This window comes from Bacillus alkalicellulosilyticus, from assembly GCF_002019795.1.
In the GTDB taxonomy this organism is placed as follows: domain Bacteria; phylum Bacillota; class Bacilli; order Bacillales; family Bacillaceae_F; genus Bacillus_AO; species Bacillus_AO alkalicellulosilyticum.
This window is the reverse complement of record NZ_KV917381.1, coordinates 962610-982437: the sequence shown is the minus strand read 5'-3', so window position 1 is coordinate 982437 and position 19828 is coordinate 962610. Positions and strand designations below refer to the sequence as shown.

The window sequence follows — 19828 nt, the reverse complement described above, 5'->3', positions numbered from 1 at the left end:
TTTATAATAAAATAAGAAAGCAATGGCGCAGTTCACCAGATTCTATTAAAAGAAGATACGGTGACTCGCTCATTGCTATCATGCTGACATTCTATCAGCACCCTTATTATTCTACATCTATCTTATTTGTAATTAAATAGTATTCTTCAGAACCTGGAGTCCAATTTTGGACACGCTCATTCACCCCTACAATAATATGAGGGAATAAAATAAACGATTGTGGAACTTCATCTAAAATGATCTCAACAGCTTCTTTTTGCAAGACTATTCGTTGTTGGTAATCTGCCGTACTATTTAATTCCGTTGTTAGTTCATTAAGCTGCGGGATGTTGATTTGTCCAGGATTTAAAGAACCTTCTGGAGAATAGGCCACATTTAAGAAATAGCCTCCATCTCCACGTGGAGCCGTTAAATTCGAATAGGTCACTAAATCCCATTCATCTTGCTTTTCCCATAAGTAACTATCAATATCTTCTGCGTTTACAATGTTGATGTCAATTCCTATGCTTGCCGCTTCTGCTTGTAAGTACTGTGCCATTAGCGGAAGCTCAGGTCTTCCTTCATAGGTTGCTAGAGTTAACTGAAGAACTTCTCCGTCTTTCTCAAGCATACCATCACTGTTTTTCACATAGCCTGCTTCTTCAAGTAATTTTTCCGATTGTGCCGGGTCATAGCTTTCTGGTTCTTGGTTGCTTGCAAACTCAAAATTCGGGTTGAATGGACCGTTTGCTTCTGTGGCATGTCCATTCATAATCTCGCTCACAGCGACAGGACGATTAATCAAATGGTCAATTGCTTTTCTTACCTTTACATCTTGTAATGCTGGTTTCGCTGAATTATATAAAATAAAATGAACACGTAAGCTTGATACGGACTCTACACGAAGGTTGTCACTCTCTTCTATAGGTGCCAGCGTCTCAGGCGGTAAATGATAGGCAATGTCGACTTCACCTGACTGAAGAGCTAGTGCACGAACATTCCCATCTGAGTTAAACTTTATTGTAACATCGTCAAGGTTTGCTGGTCCGTCCCAATAACCTTCATATTTTTCAAGTGTTATCTCTACTTCAGGCGTAAAGTCAACAACTTGAAATGGACCTGTTGCAACTGGTTTCTCACCAATATTGTCGACATCTGCTTTCACAACCGCTGCATTGGTATGAACCAACTCTGATAGAAACGCAGGGTACGCTTCTGTTGTCCTAAATGTCACCTCTTGCCCACTTGCTTCAATCGCCTCCACTTTTAAATTCGCAGCGATCGCCTCATTCACTTCAAACAAACGTTCAAAAGACGCTTTAACCGCCTCTCCATCTACTGAAGAGCCGTCATGAAACGTGATTCCATCACGAATTGTAAATGTCCATGTTTTCTCGTCTGCCTGTTCCCATGATTCCGCAATCCATGGTTGAATATCTAAATTCTCATCAATCTTCACAAGTGTCTCAGCAATCCCCGCACGAACACCTATCCAGTCTTGATGAGGGTCAATTGACTTTGATGCAAAGCTGAATAATAACGTTAGTGACTTGTCCTCTGTTTCAGTAGATTCAGCTTGGTCTGCACATCCTGTTGCAACAACGAGGATTAATGCTAGAATCATGAAAGATATCTTTTGTTTTACACCCATTTTACTCCACTCCTAGTTTTTTCTATGTATTTATGATTACTTCAGTCTGTTCAAAATTCTACAAACCGTAATAATTACTATTTTCATTTTTTTACTATACACAGTTCTTTTTAGAGCGTCAACAGGTAATTATAACGTGTAATAGAATATCGCTTCAAACCTAATACAAAGAGGGTGAAACAAAGGTAAAAGTCGAGGACACTGAAAAAGTTAAAAACCTAACTTTTCCAGTGCCCTCTAAAAATAAACCTTTTGTCTCACCCGTTTAATAAGAGACTCACGTAATTTTAAAACTACGTACTCCTTCTTGAAGCTTAGATGCAAGCTTTCCTAATTGATTAGCAGACTGAGAAATATTATTTAATATTTGTAATTGGTCTTCATAAGAACCAACAGCAGTCATCGTATGCGAGGCAGATTTCCCAGAGATATCTGACATTTCTTCCATTGAAGCAGATACTTCCTCTACCCCAGCGGATATTTCTTGTGAAGAAGCAGATACCTCTTGAACACTCACATCAATATCATGTGTATTTTGTAATACGGTTCTCATTGCATCTCCTATTTCATTTACCTTCTGTACACTATCTTCGACATCCATAGTATTATTCTCCATTTGAGCAACCGCTTGTTGCGTAAAAACTTGAATTTCAGCTATCGCCTGTACGATTTTTTCAGAAGAATGCCTTGTCTCCGATGATAAATTACGAACTTCCTCAGCAATGACTTTAAAACCTTTACCGCTTTCACCTGAACGACTTGCTTCAATAGAGGCATTCATAGAAATGATGTTAGTCTGATTGGAAATGTCTGTAATCATTGAAGCAAATTCACCAATATTTTGAGATAGTTCATTTAACTTTTCGATTGTCCCCTTCGTTTCTAAAGAGGAATTTCTTAAGGCTGTCATTTGTTCTACAATGCTGTCGATTTGTTCATTCCCCGTCACCAACTGATTCACCACATTGCTTGAGGAATAAGCTATCTCTGCAGTGGATTCTGAGATTCTTTGAACACCAGAAGCAATCTCTTCCATAGCTGTTGCTCCTTCTTTAGAACTAGCCGCTTGTCTTTCAGAGTTAGTTTTCACTTCTTGAATCGTTAAATAAAATTGGTCTGCTGACAACACCGTTTTATCAACATTTTCATTCATCATGACAGAAGAGTGTGAAACTTCATTTGCTACAGTGGATATCGATCTAACTAACCTTTTTGTATAATCGATCATTTGATTTAATGAAGACGATAGACGTGAAATTTCATCATTTCCGTTACTATCAAATATTTGAGTTAAATCCAATTTCTCATTTTCAAAAACAGTACTTGCTGTTTTCATGATTGAATCTAATCGCCTCTTCACAAGTAATGTACTTAGTGTAAAAATTAAAACAAGAGTGCTTGTAAAAATAATAGAGTATTGAACAATCATTTGGTTTCTTTGGATGGCAATGGCTTCACTTAGCTTAGTCTGAGATTTAGCAACACGTACCGCTCCCCAATGCTGACCGTCAAAATAAAGCGGATAGGAAATATCCCACATTTTCACAATCTTCCCCTCAATAACACGGTCGTACATTTGTACAAATGGCTCTTCTGTATTCGTATTAGCTGCAGCATTGTAACCGATCGCATCATTGAACACTCGATTCGCTCGATACTTTTGGCTTAGTATCCCTTCTGTTCCCCACTGATCTTTAGATTCCGTACCAATCAAACTATACTCTGTATTATGTGTCGGGATATAACCTACAACATCTTGATTCTCTGAATAAAAGATTGGAAGCGCAAACACAATCGAATCAGAAATCAAATAACTATCAATCACTCTTTGCCAACGTTCATCAGTATACACATCAAATTCGCTCTCGTATTTCAACTCATATTGCCACATAGGAATTTCTCTACCATCAAAAATAAGCTGTTTCGCCTCTGCATAAACAGTGTCTTCCGTTCTCATTTTTGCAACGTCTTCGGCACCTTGATAGACTGTTAAACTATCATTAAATAACATCTGTTTTAATGTAGAACCTGATTTATATGCTCCATCACCTAAAGTCACACCATTTTTTAAATCTACTTCGGTAACACCTTCAATTGTTTTTGCTAACGACACAGCTAAGCTTTTTCCTTCATTCAAATACTGCTGTTCGATCGGTGTAATGACTTGATTATAACGAAATAAAAATAATGCCGTAAGCAGTGCCATTAAAGATAAGGTAGTAATCACCATAAACTTTCTAGTAATTGTATTTATTCTGTATATTTTTAAAATTTTCATCATACACCTCCACTTGATAGTTACCTAGTTATCTTTATTATCGACGTATTCATAAACTTTTAAAGTAAAACTATTACTTTTTTTTGAGGGATTTATTTAGTATCCGTTGTTACTATTGGACCAATTTTTGAATAGCAAAAAGGTGAGACAAAGGTTATTTCACCTTTGTCTCACCTCTTTCATTTACTATTCTTACATCTCTTTTCTTCTTTTGTATTGATACACTATTAAAGCTCCAATGAATAGTAATACGATACCTGCGAATAGATAGTTATACATATTTGTTGCCGTACTTGGTAGTTTTATGCCACCCTTTCCATCAGGTTTGCTATCCCCAGTTCGATCATTGGATGGTCGATCTTTCGAATCATCTTTTGGTGTTCGGTCTCCGTCTATCGGGGCGCCATCTCCGTCTCCGTCTCCAGGGCCGCCATCTCCGTCTCCGTCTCCAGGACCGCCATCTCCGTCTCCATCTCCAGGACCGCCATCTCCGTCTCCATCTCCAGGACCGCCATCTCCGTCTCCGTCTCCAGGACCGCCATCTCCGTCTCCATCTCCAGGACCGCCATCTCCGTCTCCATCTCCAGGACCGCCATCTCCGTCTCCATCTCCAGGACCGCCATCTCCGTCTCCATCTCCAGGACCGCCATCTCCGTCTCCATCTCCAGGACCGCCATCTCCATCTCCGTCTCCAGGGTCACCGGCTCCTTCAGTAAACATCCAATAATCAAAGTTAAATAGATTCGTATCTCCTTCTTCTCCACTAAACATAAAGAAGATGTTTCTTATTCCTTTTACGTTACTTACAGAGGTTTCAAGTACTTTCCATTGTTGTACTCCACCTGTAGGTTCGATATCTAATGTTCCAATGACCTCACCTACCGGGCTATCGACACGTAATTCAATCGTCCCCCCTACAGTTGATGCCACATTAGCTTGGAACGTTTTCGCTCCTTTTTCACCAAAGTCTACTTGACTGACAGCGACCCAATCGCCATTTTCAATATCCGTCACATGTAAATTCACTTGTTCCAAGATACTTCCTGGTGCATTGGAAACCTCAGTTGAAATGCCAGCGTTCCAAGCAATTGTCTCTGCTTCCGTTCTTTCATATGGATTAAGAGTTGCAACTGGAGGAACTCCTTCCATGTCTAACTTAACCTCTTTCATGTTGCCATTATTAAAATACTCAATTTTGTTTAAATGCGGTGAACGGTAGCCTTGTACTACATTCAGTTCTTTAGCCACGGTTTGAGCATGATACGCTACATACCATTGCCCTTTAAATTCAAAGAACTCATGATGGTTGTTACCGCCTACCTCAAAATACTGATACGGATTTTTTAGTACGGTACCAACATACGTGAATGGACCCATAGGATTATCGCTAATCATGTAGGCTATTTCACCTGATCCAGGCATGTCCTGTGAGCGAGAAGCCGATGAAAAATTGGTACTGTATGAAAAATAGTATTTATCCTTGTACTTATGCATTTCAGACGCTTCAAACATAAATGGCGCATCAATGGCCTCTGCTCTTCCTTCGATGTTAATCATGTCATCACTTAATTTAACGACTCGAGCGGTTTTTGGATTTCTTTGTTGGTCTTCTGTTGGATTATTCCCACCCGGTACACCTCCACCATAATACAAATAACCTTGTCCATCGTCGTCAACAAAGACGGCAGGGTCAAATACCCAGACAACATCTTCCCCACCTGGCGTATTCCTATCAACAATGGCAGAGCCTCGTGGGTCTGTCCAAGGTCCAAGCGGATGGTCTGCTGTAAGAACACCTACTCCGCTTGCGTTATTTGAAAAATAGAGGAAGAATTTTTCTTTACCGTCAATCACCTTCTCCGTGACTGTGACTGCCCACGATTGACTAGCCCATGTTGCTGGACCATTTGGACCGGCGACTGGAATTGCGCCGTGATCAGTCCAGTTGATTAAGTCCTCTGAAGAAATCACAGTTATCGTATTAATGTAGCTATAATTATTTTGAATGATATTTCCGTTCTCACCATATTGAAATTCATCATTGGTCATAAACATATAGACTCTATCATTATGAACGAGAACATTTGGATCTGCTCCTAGTTTGTGAGTAATGAGTGGATTTGAATATCCAGGTATTTTGCCAAGTGCCTCTGTTTCTATTTTTTGTAATCCAATTGTTGCGTTTGCACCATGAACATCAAAGTCAATATTTCCTCCACTTACTTTTACGTAATCGGTCTTAATCACTTCCGTTTTGTTAGAAGTAGCAAAATCTTTTACTGTAAGCTTTATGGTTGCAAATAAATCTGAATCTTCGTGAGTAAAGCCAACAGTATCTCCAACTACATTGAGCTTTAATTGATTGTTAGAATACGTATACGAGCTATTGCCAACGATATTGCTAGAATGAAAATCTACTCCCGTGACATTGAATTTTTTCGGAATGCTGAATGAAGCTGTTAGAGATGAATATTCTCCATTTGGTAATGGGTCCATTCTGACAGGAACTTCAAATTCAATATTTGGTGCACCGATGACCTCTGGTACATCATCTAAGCTAATTTTTAAGACCGTTTCTGATGTATCCGTTCCCGTGATTTTGTCATCTATTCTAAAATAATCAAAATCAACATATCCGCCTGGATTTTTTGTTGTGTAATTAAACAACGCAAAGCGGTATCCCATAAAATGAGGTATCGTATAACGCATTTGAAGTGTATTTCCTATAGCTGTCCATTCGATTCCATTCAAACTATAATAGAAATACGCTTTATCGGTTCTATCTTTAAAATCAAAATCAACTTTAAAATAAACTCGATCTTGTGTAACAGGAATACTCTCGATGACTGTTGGCGATTCAGAGCTGCCATCTACCATTACGATAGATTTTTGATTTCCTTCCGCTTTTACCCCAACAAATCCATAGTCTCTTTGGAAAGCTGCCAAACCAGCAACATCGCCATCTCTCATGTTCCCGATCTCCATCGCAATCCTCCCAGAGCTTTCAGGACCAAACGTTCTTTGGGTAAGGGTATTTCTCGCATCTAGAATACTTGTACTTGTTCTTCCTGTTGTAAGTCTTAAATAACCGGTACGTTCAGTAAGAGACCAGAAATTGTTATCTGGATTATGGTTCCATTGCCATACTAATGGGAGTCGTGAGCCATTATCATCATATTCTCCGTCCTTTTCTTTCTCTGGTGTAGACGGTAATTTCGCAAATGAAACATCATCTACATAAAAGTCCATTAAGTCAATTACTGAATCTGGGTTAGCTACCCACGGTGTTTCAATAAAGATGAACGTTTCTGATGTATCGATGTTTAAAGGAAGCGTGTACGTTCCTTCAATCGTGCCCCATTCCCCTTTTGTTAACATCGCTGTTCCAATGACCGATATTCCTTGCCATGTTGGACCATTTTGAATCGCAAAGTTAAATCGTTTTTGGTTAGGGCCTTCCGTATATTTTACTTTTGCTGAAAACTTATACTCTTCACCCACTTTTACTTTTCCAGTAATCACTTGTTTTGGGCCGTCTCCTGTTGCTGCTCTCCCTGTTGTCAATAAGCTATAAGACCCGCTGTAGGCTTCTTCATCGGTGACATGAACCGTTGCTGCTCCATTTCCTGTCCATGGCTCTTTGCCATCTTCTATTCCACCGTTTTCAAGAAGCTCGTCCACCTCAGTATTGTTTACAAAAGAAATATCATCAACATAGAAATCTAGTAAATCCAATACTGGGTCAGGGTCTGCTACCCATGGTGTCTCAATAAAGATAAACGTTTGAGATAAGTCTGCATTTTCAGGAATCGTATACGTTCCTTTAATCGTGCCCCATTCTCCCTTTTTAATCGTAGCAGAGCCCATCACTGATATTCCCTGCCAGCTTGGACCATTCTGGATTGCGATATTAAATATCTTTTCATCTGGCCCTTCTGTATATTTTACTTTTGCAGAGAATGTGAACTCCTCATTCGGACTCACCTTGCCTGTTATCATCTGTCTTGGGCCATCTCCTGTTGCTGCTCTTCCTGTCGTAAATAAACTGAAAGTTCCACTATAAGCTTCTTCATCTGTAATTTGAACTGTGGCAGCACCATTTCCTGACCACGGGTCTTGTCCATTTTCCATATCCCCGTTTTCAATAAGGTCAGTTCCTGCATAGGATGAAGCCGAGAATATCGTCATTTCCTCAGATTTTTTTGGTGCCTGGTAAAACTCATCCGATGCAACAATTGCATTTTTATGAATGGATGAACCAATTGGTATTGCCATTTCAGTCGGAACCTTGCCGTCTTCCCCAAAAATCGGCCATTCATCCTCCCAACTCACTGGCACTAGAAAAGGAACTCGTCCAACAGCACCTCGGTCTTGGAACAAAAATCCATACCAATCTCCATTAACGGTATCCACGATTCCACCCTGTGCAATACCTGAGTCATCTAAAGCAATTCTTCCTTCATACTCCCCGTCTATGCTATCGGCACGATACACCAACTGGGTACGATTTTTTCCTTGTGGCCAGGTGATAAGGAAGATATAGTATTTTCCATCAATTTTTTGTACATGTGCGCCTTCTGCAGGAACGATAAAAGAAGACCCTGCAATTTGACTTGCATTAGATATAATGACTTTATTTAAGCCACCTTCTTTGATTGCCGTTGCATCAGAGGTAAGTTCCGTCACTCGAATATTATTAGTACCGTGAACCATATAGACTCGTCCATCATCATCGAACAACAACGATAAATCATGGTATGCTCCATCAATCGTTGATTTTGTCCACTCGCCATTTTCTATATCATCCGTCTGAAAAATATATGTCTTACCTGCACTATGAGAAAAGACACCTAAGTAAAATGTACCGTTGTGATACTTTAAACTACTTGCCCACGAACCATTCCCATACTCACTTTTTCCATTTCTAAGAGCTTGTTCATCATTTGTTTCAAGATAATCATATACATAGTTTACAATCTCCCAATTAATCAAGTCATGGGACTTCATGATTGGAACACCTGGGTTCATATGCATGGTCGTACTAGACATATAATACGTGTTTCCTACTCTTATCACACTTGGATCTGGAACATCAGCCCATATCACCGGATTCTCAAAGGTACTATTACTTGCTTGCGCAAATAATAGATTGGTAGGAAAAATGCTCATAAACAACGCAAACAGTACGACAAAAATAATTGGTTTCTTACTCTTCTTCTTCATACGGTTCCAACTAAAATATTGATTTCCTATCATTTCGTTTTTTTCCTCCTCTTTTTTTAGTTTCATAGAGAAAATGACCGTCTACATGGTAATCTAGTTGAACTATAGTGTGATACCAACGTCATTTTCTCTAGTAAACTCATTAATGAATGATTTGGTTTCGAAACGAGCGGCTAATGGGTCGAGATTGTATCTTTCTTCGCTTCTGTTCTGATTACAATCGTTCGTTGAAGAACGATAAACAATAGCAATAAAAAACCAATCGCGATTCTTGTCCACCAGGCACTGAGAGAGCCTTCAAATACAATAAGAGATTGAATCGTTCCTAAAATAAGGACACCTATCACGCTTCCGGCTACATATCCAACCCCACCTGTCAGTAATGTGCCACCGATAACTACTGCAGCAATCGCATTTAACTCAAACCCATTTGCATGTAAGCCGTAGCCAGAAAGCATATAGAATGTAAAGACAATACCAGCCAGAGACGCACAAAAGCCACTTAGGGTATAAACAAGTATTTTCGTTCGTCCTACAGGTAAACCCATTAGCATGGCCGATTGTTCATTCCCACCAATCGCATACACATTTCGCCCAAACTTTGTATAGTGAGCAATATATATCGCGAAACAAACAACAACTAAAGCAATAATGACGCTGATTGAGATAAAGTAATTCCCAATTGCTATCCTTGTATTTGCCATATAATAAAAGAATGGATCAGTAATCGTTATCGTCTGTACACTGATGACAAAGCTTAATCCCCGAGCCAGAAACATTCCACCTAACGTCACGATAAATGGTTGTAAGTTGAAAAAGTGGATACAGCATCCCATAAGAAAGCCTAATAAGGGACCTACCATTAAAGCGACCGGTATGACAATCCATGGCGATAATCCTTCCATCAGTAAGCTTGCTGCTACCATACTAGTCAGAGCAATGACCGACCCAACTGATAAGTCAATTCCACCAGATAAGATAACAAACGTCATTCCTACTGCCACAATAATGAGAAAGGCATTATCTATAAATAGATTCATAAAAACTTGAGGCGATGAAAAATTATCGTATCTAGCTAACCCAAACGTATACATAAGACAGAACAATGCGACAGTGATGAGGACAGGAATCATTCGATTGTTTATTTCCAGTTTCATCATAAGGTCACTCCCTTGTCTTTGCTCACTGTTTTCCTAGTAAACAAACCAGACACTTTCTTTCGAAATTCCGGCGATTGTAAGAGACATACGAGCAAAACAACAACGGCTTTTACAACTAAAATCGTCTCAGCTGGTACACCAATCGAATAAATCGTTGTTGTTAAACTTTGAATAATCAGTGCTCCAATGACCGTTCCCATTAAATAAAATCGTCCACCCATAAGTGAAGTACCTCCGATAACAACAGCAAGGATGGCATCTAGTTCAAACCAAAGTCCTGCATTGTTTCCGTCCGCACTCATGACATTAGAGCTTAAAATGAGTCCAGCAATTCCGGCACATAACCCACAAAATAAATAAACGAACAATAAGATGTTTTTTGAATGAATACCTGAAAGTCTGCTTGCTTCTGGATTTCCACCAACAGATTCAATAAACAAACCTAATGATGTTCGTCGTGTTAAATACATCGCAAGTAAGAGAACAAACACAACAATATAAATAGAAAACGGAAGCATAAATAAATAACCCCCACCGATAAAGGAATAAGGACTATAATATACTGTTGTAATTTGCCCATTTGTAATGAGCTGTGCAATTCCTCGACCAGCAACCATGAGAATTAAGGTCGCAACAATCGGTTGTATGCCAAGCCGAGAGATAAGTACCCCATTCCACACTCCCATGATAGTAGCGACCCCAAGAGCTAACACAATTGCTAAAAACAAAGGAAAAAGCGAATCAGAAGAGCCCAAGCTCCCACCCACTACTGTTGCTCCAATGGCACCTGAAATCGCAATGACTGACCCCACTCCAAGGTCGATCCCCTTTGTTGCAATCACTAGAGTCATCCCTATTGAAATAAGAATGAGTGGTGCACCTCGATTTAATATATTGATTATGTTTCCTGTGAAATAGCCATTCCTCACTTCAATTACAAAAAAGCTTGGATTATAAATCAAATTGAAAAGTAAAATGGCGGCTAGAACGACCAATGGCCAAAACAGTTTAGACTGTATCATAAGCTTCCTCCAGCAATTTCCCGCATAATAAATTGTTGGGTAATGTCCTCATTATTTACGACTTCTGATATTTTTTGTCGGTCTCTGAGAATTGCGATTTTATGACTAACCCGAATCACTTCTTCAAGTTCAGCAGAAATAAATAAAATCGATTTTCCTTTTTCACTTAATGTCACCATCAGCTTTTCAATCTCTGCTTTTGCCCCTACATCAATACCACGGGTAGGCTCGTCAAGAATGAGTAATTCTGGGTTCGTAATGAGCCACCTTGCAAGTAACACCTTTTGCTGATTTCCGCCGCTTAAGTTTTTAATGAGTTGCTCTGGGTTTGGTGGATTTATATTTAATAGCTTGATATATTCATCAGCCATCTCAACTTGTTTTTTGATAGGAATATATTTAAACCAGCCTTTTACACCTTGCATCGCTAAAATCATATTTTCTCGTACAGATAGGTCAGGTATAATACCTTCTGCCTTACGATTTTCTGAGCAAAAGGCAATCCCATGTAAAATCGCATGCTTTGGAGACTGTAGCTGTGCCACCTTACCTTGAACCTTCACTTCCCCGAAATCTAATTTATCTGCTCCAAATAACAATCTAGCTAACTCTGTTCTTCCAGAACCCAATAAGCCTGCAAGACCAACAATTTCTCCTGAATGGATTGTTAAATGAAACGGCTGTATTTTGCCTTTCTTTGATACCTCTGATGCTTGTAGGAAAATTTCTTTATCTTTTTGGTCCGTTTCATGTTGTTTGTTTTCTAGTGACTCATTAACATCAGCTTTCTCTTTTCCTATCATTTTTGATATTAATTCAAATCGGGAGAGATGATTCGGCAAATACTCCCCAATGTATTCACCGTTACGTAGAATCGTTATTCGGTCCGATATTTCATAGATTTGTTCGAGAAAGTGGCTGATAAACACAATGGCCATCCCCTCATTTCTCAGCTTACGCATGACATCAAAAAGCTGTTTGACTTCATTCATATCTAAACTAGAAGTAGGTTCATCTAATATAAGGATCTTTGCTGAGATATTAAGAGCTCGAGCAATCGCTACCATTTGTTGTATCGCTACCGAGTAACAGGACAGTTCTTTGGTCACATCAATTTGTAAATGTAATCTTTTTAATAACTCTTCTGCTCTTACCTTCATTTGCTTCCAGTCAAGGGTTCCTCTCTTCTTCAGTTCCCGACCGATAAAGATATTTTCTACCACGGATAAATTTGTACATAAATTTACTTCTTGGTATACGGTACTGATCCCTAGCTCTTGACCATGTTGAGGACTCATCACTTCAATGGATTGTCCATCGAGTACGATACTTCCACTATCAATGGGGTATACTCCAGTAACAACTTTAATTAACGTTGATTTCCCTGCTCCGTTCTCACCCATTAGAGCATGGACTTCCCCTGGGAATAACCGAAAAGAAACGTTTGATAGAGCTTTAACTCCAGGAAACACCTTCGTAATTCCTGTCATTTCAAGTATTGGTGTTTTTCCTTCCATTTCCTTCACCCTCCAAGGATTGTTCATTTTAAGAAGCCACTTACCTTGAGGGCACTAAAAAGTTCGTATTATAACTTTTACAGTGGCTACCTCTACCTTGAGATTTAATCTCTTCCTTCATAGATAAAGTGGCTTCTTTTTAGCTATTAGTAGGTTCTTGAATCAATCAGTTCTGCAGCCTGATCCATGGTATACATAGACTCTTCTACTGCAATTCGCTTCGGTAGCTCTTCACCGGCAAAGTATGCTTCAATTAAATCTACTAACTGAGGACCGAATTGAGGGTTACACTCGACCGTTACATTCATTTTTCCAGCAACCATTGCTTCAAACGCACCCTTTACCGCATCAACACCAATGACAATGATATCTTCTGCTGGTTTTAAACCATATTCTTCGATTGCTTGAATCGCTCCAATCGCCATATCATCGTTGTGTGCGTAAAGTACATCAATATTGTCACCGTCAGAGCGTAAGAAAGCTTCCATGACTTCTTTCCCTTCTGTACGAGTGAAGTTTCCTGTTTGAGATTGGGTAATTTTAAACTTAGGATGTTCAGCTATCACTTCTTCAAAGCCTTTTTTACGGTCAATCGCGGGTGCCGATCCTACAGTCCCTTGAAGTTCTACGATGTTGACTTCCCCGTCATAATCCGCCATCTCTTCAACTAACCACCGTGCCGCTTTACGACCCTCTTCTACAAAGTCAGATCCTAAAAACGTAACCCATAATGAATCATCTTCAATATCAACCGCTCTGTCTGCAAGGAAAACAGGAATGTTCGCATCCTTTGCTTCTTGAAGAACCGTTTCAAAGCCTGTTTCGACTACTGGTGAAAACACAATCGCATCAACACCTTGTGAGATAAACGAGCGAATCGCCATAATCTGATTTTGCTGTTGTTGTTGTCCATCAGAAAATTGTAATTGGTGTCCGGCATCTTTAACTGCATCTTGAATCGATTTTGTATTTGCCGTTCTCCACTCACTTTCTGCACCAACTTGAGAAAAACCAATGACAAGCTGGTCTTTTGACTCTGATGGACTCTCGACTTCATCTGTCGTGTTCTCACTGGTGTTTTCAGTGGTACTTTCGCCATCATTGGGAGTCGTTGTCTCATTTGTTCCACCACATGCAGCCAATAAAAGTAAGAGTGCCATCGCCATTACAAACATTGCTCCTAAACTCTTCTTCATCGTAATTCCCTCCTTTTTTGCTAACGTTGGTTAGCGTACGTTTAGTGTAAAGCGCTTTCATAATGAAGTTAATACACTCGTTTTTGAAGAAAGTGTAATAAATTAAGGATTTTTCAATGAACATCATTAGAAAATTGTATTTATTTTTTAAAATCTTGTATTTTCTTTTGATGGTATTCTCTTGCCGTTTCTTTTTTTTATATTTCTTGTATGATAAGAACAAACACTTCTTATATAACTGAGGAAAAATCTACTATATTAATGAAAGATGTAATTTCTCCCCTCAAAGTATTCCATTTATTTCTAGATTGTTTTACAATAAAACTAAAGCGCTTTCATTTCTACTCGGAAATCGGACTGGATTGGTGTAAATCTATGAATCTAAAAAAACTGCTGTTCTCTTCTTTACGTACGAAGCTTTTAATGATGTTTATACTATTGACGGTCGTACCTCTTATCATTGTTGGGTTTGTTTCTTATTCCAAAGCTGTAGCCATCATTTCAGAAAACGCCCAGGCAAATGCTCAACTGAAGAGTACACAACTAAGTCAAGAAATCGATGGTGTGATTCAAGATACGATGCGCTTTGCTGAAATTGGTAAACAAGATAACACGATACGATTTTTAATGGAGACGGAACACGAAAACACTTATGAGGATGCTAAATCAATTTTAAATATGTTTGCTTTCTATCGAGAAATTATTCCTTCAAGCAAGTATGTACTCGATATCAGTATCCTTAATAATAAAGTGAGAGGAATTAGTGAAAAGAAAGGTGTATTTTATGTAAATGAGCCCGTTTCATCCTCTATCATGAAAAATGAACATCCAGAGGTGATAACCAACACAATAATTATGATGACAAATGAAGACGGAAAACAGGTTATTTCAATTACCCACCCAATCATTTGGGACATTACGTACGAAGTCATTGGCTACATGACCATCCTTCTCGATACATCTATCTTTGATCGCATTTTAAACGACGCTACAGTATCATCAAATTCCTTTCTCATCTATTCCGAGCAACATGAACAGGTCGTGTTTAGTAACAACCAAAATGACGAACTCGATTTAAGTGAAATGATTACGGCAGCGCGAACAGGGGAAAATACTAGATTACACAAATCATTGTTTATCGTGACAGATACATCCGAGGTGACTGACTGGACCGTCATTGGTATTGTTCCAGAAGCTGAGTTAATGAAGGATGCCAATGATATTCGAAACCTTATCATAGGAACTGTTGGCAGCAGCATTTTTTTTACGATTACGCTTTACTACTACATTACTTCTAAACTCATACGACCGATTCGTAATCTTATGGAAAAAATGAAAATGGCTTCTAAAGGAAATCTTGACGTCACATTTAAAAATAGTAGCCATGATGAAATCGCCGAGTTAGGAACTTCCTTTAATCGCATGATTCAAAAAATAAAAACACTTCTAGTAAAAAGCATTAATGAAGAAAAACAGCTTAAATTTGCTGAGTTACGTACCTTGCAGGCTCAAATCAATCCCCACTTCTTATATAACACCTTAGATACGATTATTTGGATGGCTGAAGCGAAAAAGGGAACGGATGTCATTGCAATTACAAAAGCATTATCAAACTTTTTTCGAATCTCCTTAAGTAAAGGCAGGGATGTCATAACGATTGGTCAGGAAATTGAACATATCAAAAATTACCTTGTTATCCAAAAAACAAGATATCGAGATATTTTCGAAGTCACTTTTTCAATCAATGAAGAGCTAACCAATTATATGATTTTAAAGCTTACCCTTCAACCGCTTGTTGAAAATGCCATTTACCATGGCTTAAAAAACAAACGCACGAAAGGACAGTTACACATTGAATGTGACCTTAGTAAAGAAGGACACATCAGCATAAAAATCATTGATACAGGAATTGGAATGACTGAAGAACAGTTAACGACAATAAGAAATCATTTATACCAAGGATATCCATTAGAGCACACAAAAGGTGGCTTTGGTATGTACAACGTCCAGGAGAGAATTAGGCTGTACTACGGCGAACCCTATGGATTATCAATAGAGAGCAGTTATGGTATTGGTACAAACGTTGAGTTAACAATCCCTACAATGAGGTGATGTCATGAAGAAAATTTTTGTAGTAGACGATGAAATTGTCGTTCGCGAAGGTATCCGGAATTGTATTGATTGGGTAAAAGAAGGATTTATTTATTGTGGAGACGCACCTGATGGTGAAATTGCATTACCTCTTATTGAAAAACACCAGCCTGACATCGTTATTACCGATATCAAAATGCCGTTTATGGACGGATTAGAAATTAGCCGCATTTTGCGTAAAAAAATGCCCCAGACAAAAATCATCATTCTGAGTGGACATGATGAATTTGAATATGCTCAGGAAGCAATCCGAATTGATATCAATGATTATTGTCTAAAACCGCTAAGCGCATCTGAATTGCTAGACATTTTAAATCGTGTATCTTTACAAATTGACCATGAAGAAATGGAAAGAAAAAGAGTATTGGAATTACAAAGTCAAGCCAATCAATCGGTCACAATGTCAAGAGATAAATTTTTAATGGAATTATGTGAAGGCTCTTACTCTACTTCTTCTGCCATTGAAAAAGCTTCAAAACTAGGCATTAATTTAATCGCTAATCATTATTTTGTTCTGATTCTAGAAGATGAACAAAATCATATGGACAGTATACGGTCAATCATTACAGCTGATTTTATTAGCTTTAAGAGAAAAACAAACGAACATGTTTTTATCATTCGTGGCGTTACAAAAAGTCAGTTAGAAGAAACTATCATAAATATCAAACAAAGCATCACACCAAGTCGTTCTCAAGCCATTGGGATCGGTTCGATAAAAGATAGAATCCAAGAAATTTCACAATCGTTTACAGAGGCATACGACCAAAAGTATCAGCATGTTAAATATACTAGTTTCCAGTTTAAAGATGCTATACCAGAACTTCCACTACAAATGAATAAAAAAGAGCTTCAACACTTCCTGAAATTTGGAAATACGGTTGAGATACAAACCTTTTGTGAGGAATACATTGCAACTCATACAAGAATGGTAAAAGAAACACCTTTTTGGTCTTACTACGTTCTCATCGAATTTACAAACACCACCATTGAATTTGTAAAAGAGATAAATCCACAAAACACAGCAATTCTTACTCAATTTAAAAGTATAGAGTGGAAAAGTGGTAACAATAAAGGTCAAATCATTGACTATATGGTAGAACTGCTTGAAATCGTAATTAAACATCGAGACTTATCCCAAAGTAAGAACTATCCTCTGATTGAAAAGGCCAAAGATTATATCAAGAACAACTATCACAATCCAGAATTGTCTCTTCAAATGGTAGCAAACGTCGTCAACATTAGTCCCTCTTATTTTAGCCATTTGTTTAGTCAAGAAACAGGCCAAACCTTGAAGGAATACTTAACGACGGTTCGGATAGAAAAAGCAAAAGAACTCCTTCTTACAACCAGTGAAAAAACATATGAAATTGCTCTTAAAGTTGGTTATAATGATTCACATTATTTTTGTAATATGTTTAAAAAACTAACTGGATTCACGACAAAAAAGTTTAAAAATCAAGGAAAAATTACGATGTATTAAAAATAAGGAGGCTATCGCGATGGAAAGGTTTTATCGTATAACAGCATTTATATGCTTTTTGTTACTTTCCGTTTCTTGTAGCTTTCAAGTAGAAAAAGAAATTGAGCAACACCCAAATCCGTCTAATGACGAAGAAACAAGTGTTGCTAGAGATAACATTAGCTTTGCCATCGTCTATCCAGTAGCCCACCCTTTTTTTGAAGGAGTCACGATGAGTGCCACAGAGGCTGCAGAGCAGTTAGGCATGGACATCATCATTCGAGCTCCTGCAACAGCTACGGTCGAGGAGCAAATTCAAATTATGGATCATTTAATCCAACAAAATGTTCAAGGTATAGCCATTGGGCCCACCGATTCCGCAGCACTCACACCATTTATAAATAAAGCGGTCGAAGCTGGAATTCAAGTGATTTGTTTTGATACTGATGCACCGGAGAGTCAACGCCTTTCCTATATTGGGACCGATAATTTGGCTGCTGGTGAGCATATTGGAGAAGTTGTTGCTAGACTCATTAATTATGAGGGCTCCATTCTTATCAGCACTGGATTATTAACGATGCAAAACTTGAATTCAAGAATTGACGGTGTAAAAAAAGTGATTAATAGATATCCTGATATTGAAATATTGGATATACGCTCTAGCGACGGCATTCCGTCCAAAACGATTTTAAATATTGAAGAAATGATAGCTGAACATCCTGACTTTAAGGCGCTCATTGGGATTGACTCTTTATCAGGTCCTGCTGCAGTTACCGTTTGGAAGGCACAAGGAATCCAAGATAAAGTGGCTGTTACTTTTGATGATTTACCAATGACATTAGAAGGAGTTAGCAATCATCAAATTACGAGCACGATCTCACAAAGGCAATATACGTGGGGCAAGCTTATTGTAGAACGACTTCACGCAGCCAATCAAGGAGAACCGATTCCCACTTTTGAGTTAACTGAAACTTTAGAGGTAAATGCCGACAACATTCACGATTATATTAGTAATCCAATGGACCAATAAAGAAGGTGGGACAAAAGGTTATACAACCTCTAATTCCACCTTCTACCGTAATTACGCACGTCTCTCCATTAGATTTATCCCTACCCCCATACAAACGACACCAAACAATAGCATAATTGATATCGGTTGTAAGAGCTCTGGTAGTGCTAGATTATATATAGTAGCTCCTTTTAATGCATCGAGCCCGTAATAAATTGGCATTCCTTTTGATAGAGCTAGCATCCATTCATTCGTGACAATTTCAATTGGCCAATAGGCACCACCTATCATTGCCATCGCATTGGCTACGATAGGTACAATCGCCTGTAGTTGTTGCGTTCTTTTTACTAGACCCATAATCAGCATACCTAGACTTACAATCGCAAACGTGTAACACCCAATAATAAGAAGAATCGTTCCATATTGATTTCCTAAATCAAAACCAAAAGCAAAATGGAATAAGAGAAAGATCAATAGGATTTGCACGAAACCAATCACATAGCTATATAACAAATGTCCCATATAGATTTGCCACTTATACAAAGGCGACACAATAAGTCGGTCCCAAGTCCCTTCTTTCTTCTCTTCTGCTACTTTCATTAAACTAAACATCATTGTAAATATCGAGAAAAAGAGCGTCATACCAAATAACGTATGAAGTTGATTATCGTATATAAACGTGCTTTCTTCTTTACTTAAAGACTCCGTTTGGATTGTTAAGGCTGGCTCTTGTAACGCTTGTTCCACCATCGTTTGAAATGTAGTCGACTCCATGGTAGATTCTACTTCCTGAAGACGTAGTCCCTCTGAAAACACCCGCTGTACATGGTTATCTACTCTTACCGTTGTAGGGTCCTCAACGGCAATTAACATTCGGTAATCATCATTCATCAGCTTTAACGCTAGCTTTATTTTCCCATGTGAAACAGCTTCTCGGGCTTCTGCCTCTTCCACCCACTGAAAACTCATTTGCTCGGCTTCATTTAACTGCTCAAGCCACTTTTCTTTTTTTTCTTCCTCTAAGGAAGAATCTCCGTACGTATAGATTAAAAACTCCATATCTGGACCTCTTTGAAAGCCAGCAAGAACGGCGACAAACAAAATTGTCATCGCAAGAAATGATAAGACAAGTAATGGGGCACGACGAAATCGTTGCCACTGCAACAGAAATACAGTTGTCATC

General features: G+C 38.6%; 11 protein-coding genes. 3 read left to right on the top strand and 8 right to left on the bottom strand.

The genetic code is table 11. The annotated features are described in order from the left end of the window. Positions 1 to 106: 106 nt before the first annotated feature. The 7 genes from nikA to BK585_RS05110 all read right to left on the bottom strand — a co-directional run bounded on the left by nikA (position 107) and on the right by BK585_RS05110 (position 14026). Entirely contained in the window at positions 107 to 1630 is a 1524-nt protein-coding gene (gene nikA, locus BK585_RS05160; RefSeq protein WP_078552348.1) for a nickel ABC transporter substrate-binding protein, read from the bottom strand. Positions 1631 to 1907: 277 nt separating this feature from the next. Further along, positions 1908 to 3908 carry a methyl-accepting chemotaxis protein gene (locus BK585_RS05155; protein WP_170885479.1) on the bottom strand — a complete coding sequence of 667 codons (2001 nt, stop codon included), beginning with the start codon at positions 3906 to 3908 and terminating at the stop codon, positions 1908 to 1910. A 192-nt stretch (positions 3909 to 4100) separates the two neighbouring features. Next, positions 4101 to 9164 (bottom strand): family 43 glycosylhydrolase, encoded by a 5064-nt coding sequence (locus tag BK585_RS24395; protein ID WP_245805784.1) that lies wholly within the window; start codon positions 9162 to 9164, stop codon positions 4101 to 4103. Positions 9165 to 9304: 140 nt separating this feature from the next. After that, positions 9305 to 10291, bottom strand: coding sequence for a galactofuranose ABC transporter, permease protein YjfF (yjfF, locus tag BK585_RS05125; protein WP_078552345.1), 987 nt, complete (start codon positions 10289 to 10291; stop codon positions 9305 to 9307). Then, positions 10288 to 11313 (bottom strand): ABC transporter permease, encoded by a 1026-nt coding sequence (locus tag BK585_RS05120; RefSeq protein ID WP_078552344.1) that lies wholly within the window; start codon positions 11311 to 11313, stop codon positions 10288 to 10290. The genes yjfF and BK585_RS05120 overlap by 4 nt, the downstream gene beginning before the upstream one ends. Next, complete coding sequence (locus BK585_RS05115) at positions 11310 to 12830, bottom strand: sugar ABC transporter ATP-binding protein (RefSeq protein ID WP_078552342.1); 1521 nt, start codon at positions 12828 to 12830, stop codon at positions 11310 to 11312. The genes BK585_RS05120 and BK585_RS05115 overlap by 4 nt, the downstream gene beginning before the upstream one ends. A 146-nt stretch (positions 12831 to 12976) precedes the next feature. Further along, the gene (locus BK585_RS05110; protein ID WP_078552341.1) at positions 12977 to 14026 is read right to left on the bottom strand and encodes an ABC transporter substrate-binding protein; all 1050 of its coding nucleotides are present in this window, start codon (positions 14024 to 14026) and stop codon (positions 12977 to 12979) included. Positions 14027 to 14401: 375 nt separating this feature from the next. Between BK585_RS05110 and BK585_RS05105 the strand changes: the two genes are divergently transcribed. The 3 genes from BK585_RS05105 to BK585_RS05095 are packed head-to-tail and all read left to right on the top strand — an operon-like array spanning position 14402 to position 18666. Next, positions 14402 to 16138 carry a sensor histidine kinase gene (locus BK585_RS05105; RefSeq protein ID WP_170885478.1) on the top strand — a complete coding sequence of 579 codons (1737 nt, stop codon included), beginning with the start codon at positions 14402 to 14404 and terminating at the stop codon, positions 16136 to 16138. A 4-nt stretch (positions 16139 to 16142) separates the two neighbouring features. After that, the gene (locus BK585_RS05100; protein WP_078552338.1) at positions 16143 to 17657 is read left to right on the top strand and encodes a response regulator; all 1515 of its coding nucleotides are present in this window, start codon (positions 16143 to 16145) and stop codon (positions 17655 to 17657) included. Between the two features lie 19 nt (positions 17658 to 17676). After that, positions 17677 to 18666 (top strand): substrate-binding domain-containing protein, encoded by a 990-nt coding sequence (locus tag BK585_RS05095; protein ID WP_078552337.1) that lies wholly within the window; start codon positions 17677 to 17679, stop codon positions 18664 to 18666. Between the two features lie 51 nt (positions 18667 to 18717). Here BK585_RS05095 and BK585_RS05090 read toward each other — a convergent pair whose 3' ends face one another. Continuing rightward, the gene (locus BK585_RS05090; RefSeq protein WP_078552335.1) at positions 18718 to 19827 is read right to left on the bottom strand and encodes an ABC transporter permease; all 1110 of its coding nucleotides are present in this window, start codon (positions 19825 to 19827) and stop codon (positions 18718 to 18720) included. Between the last annotated feature and the right edge of the window lies 1 nt (position 19828).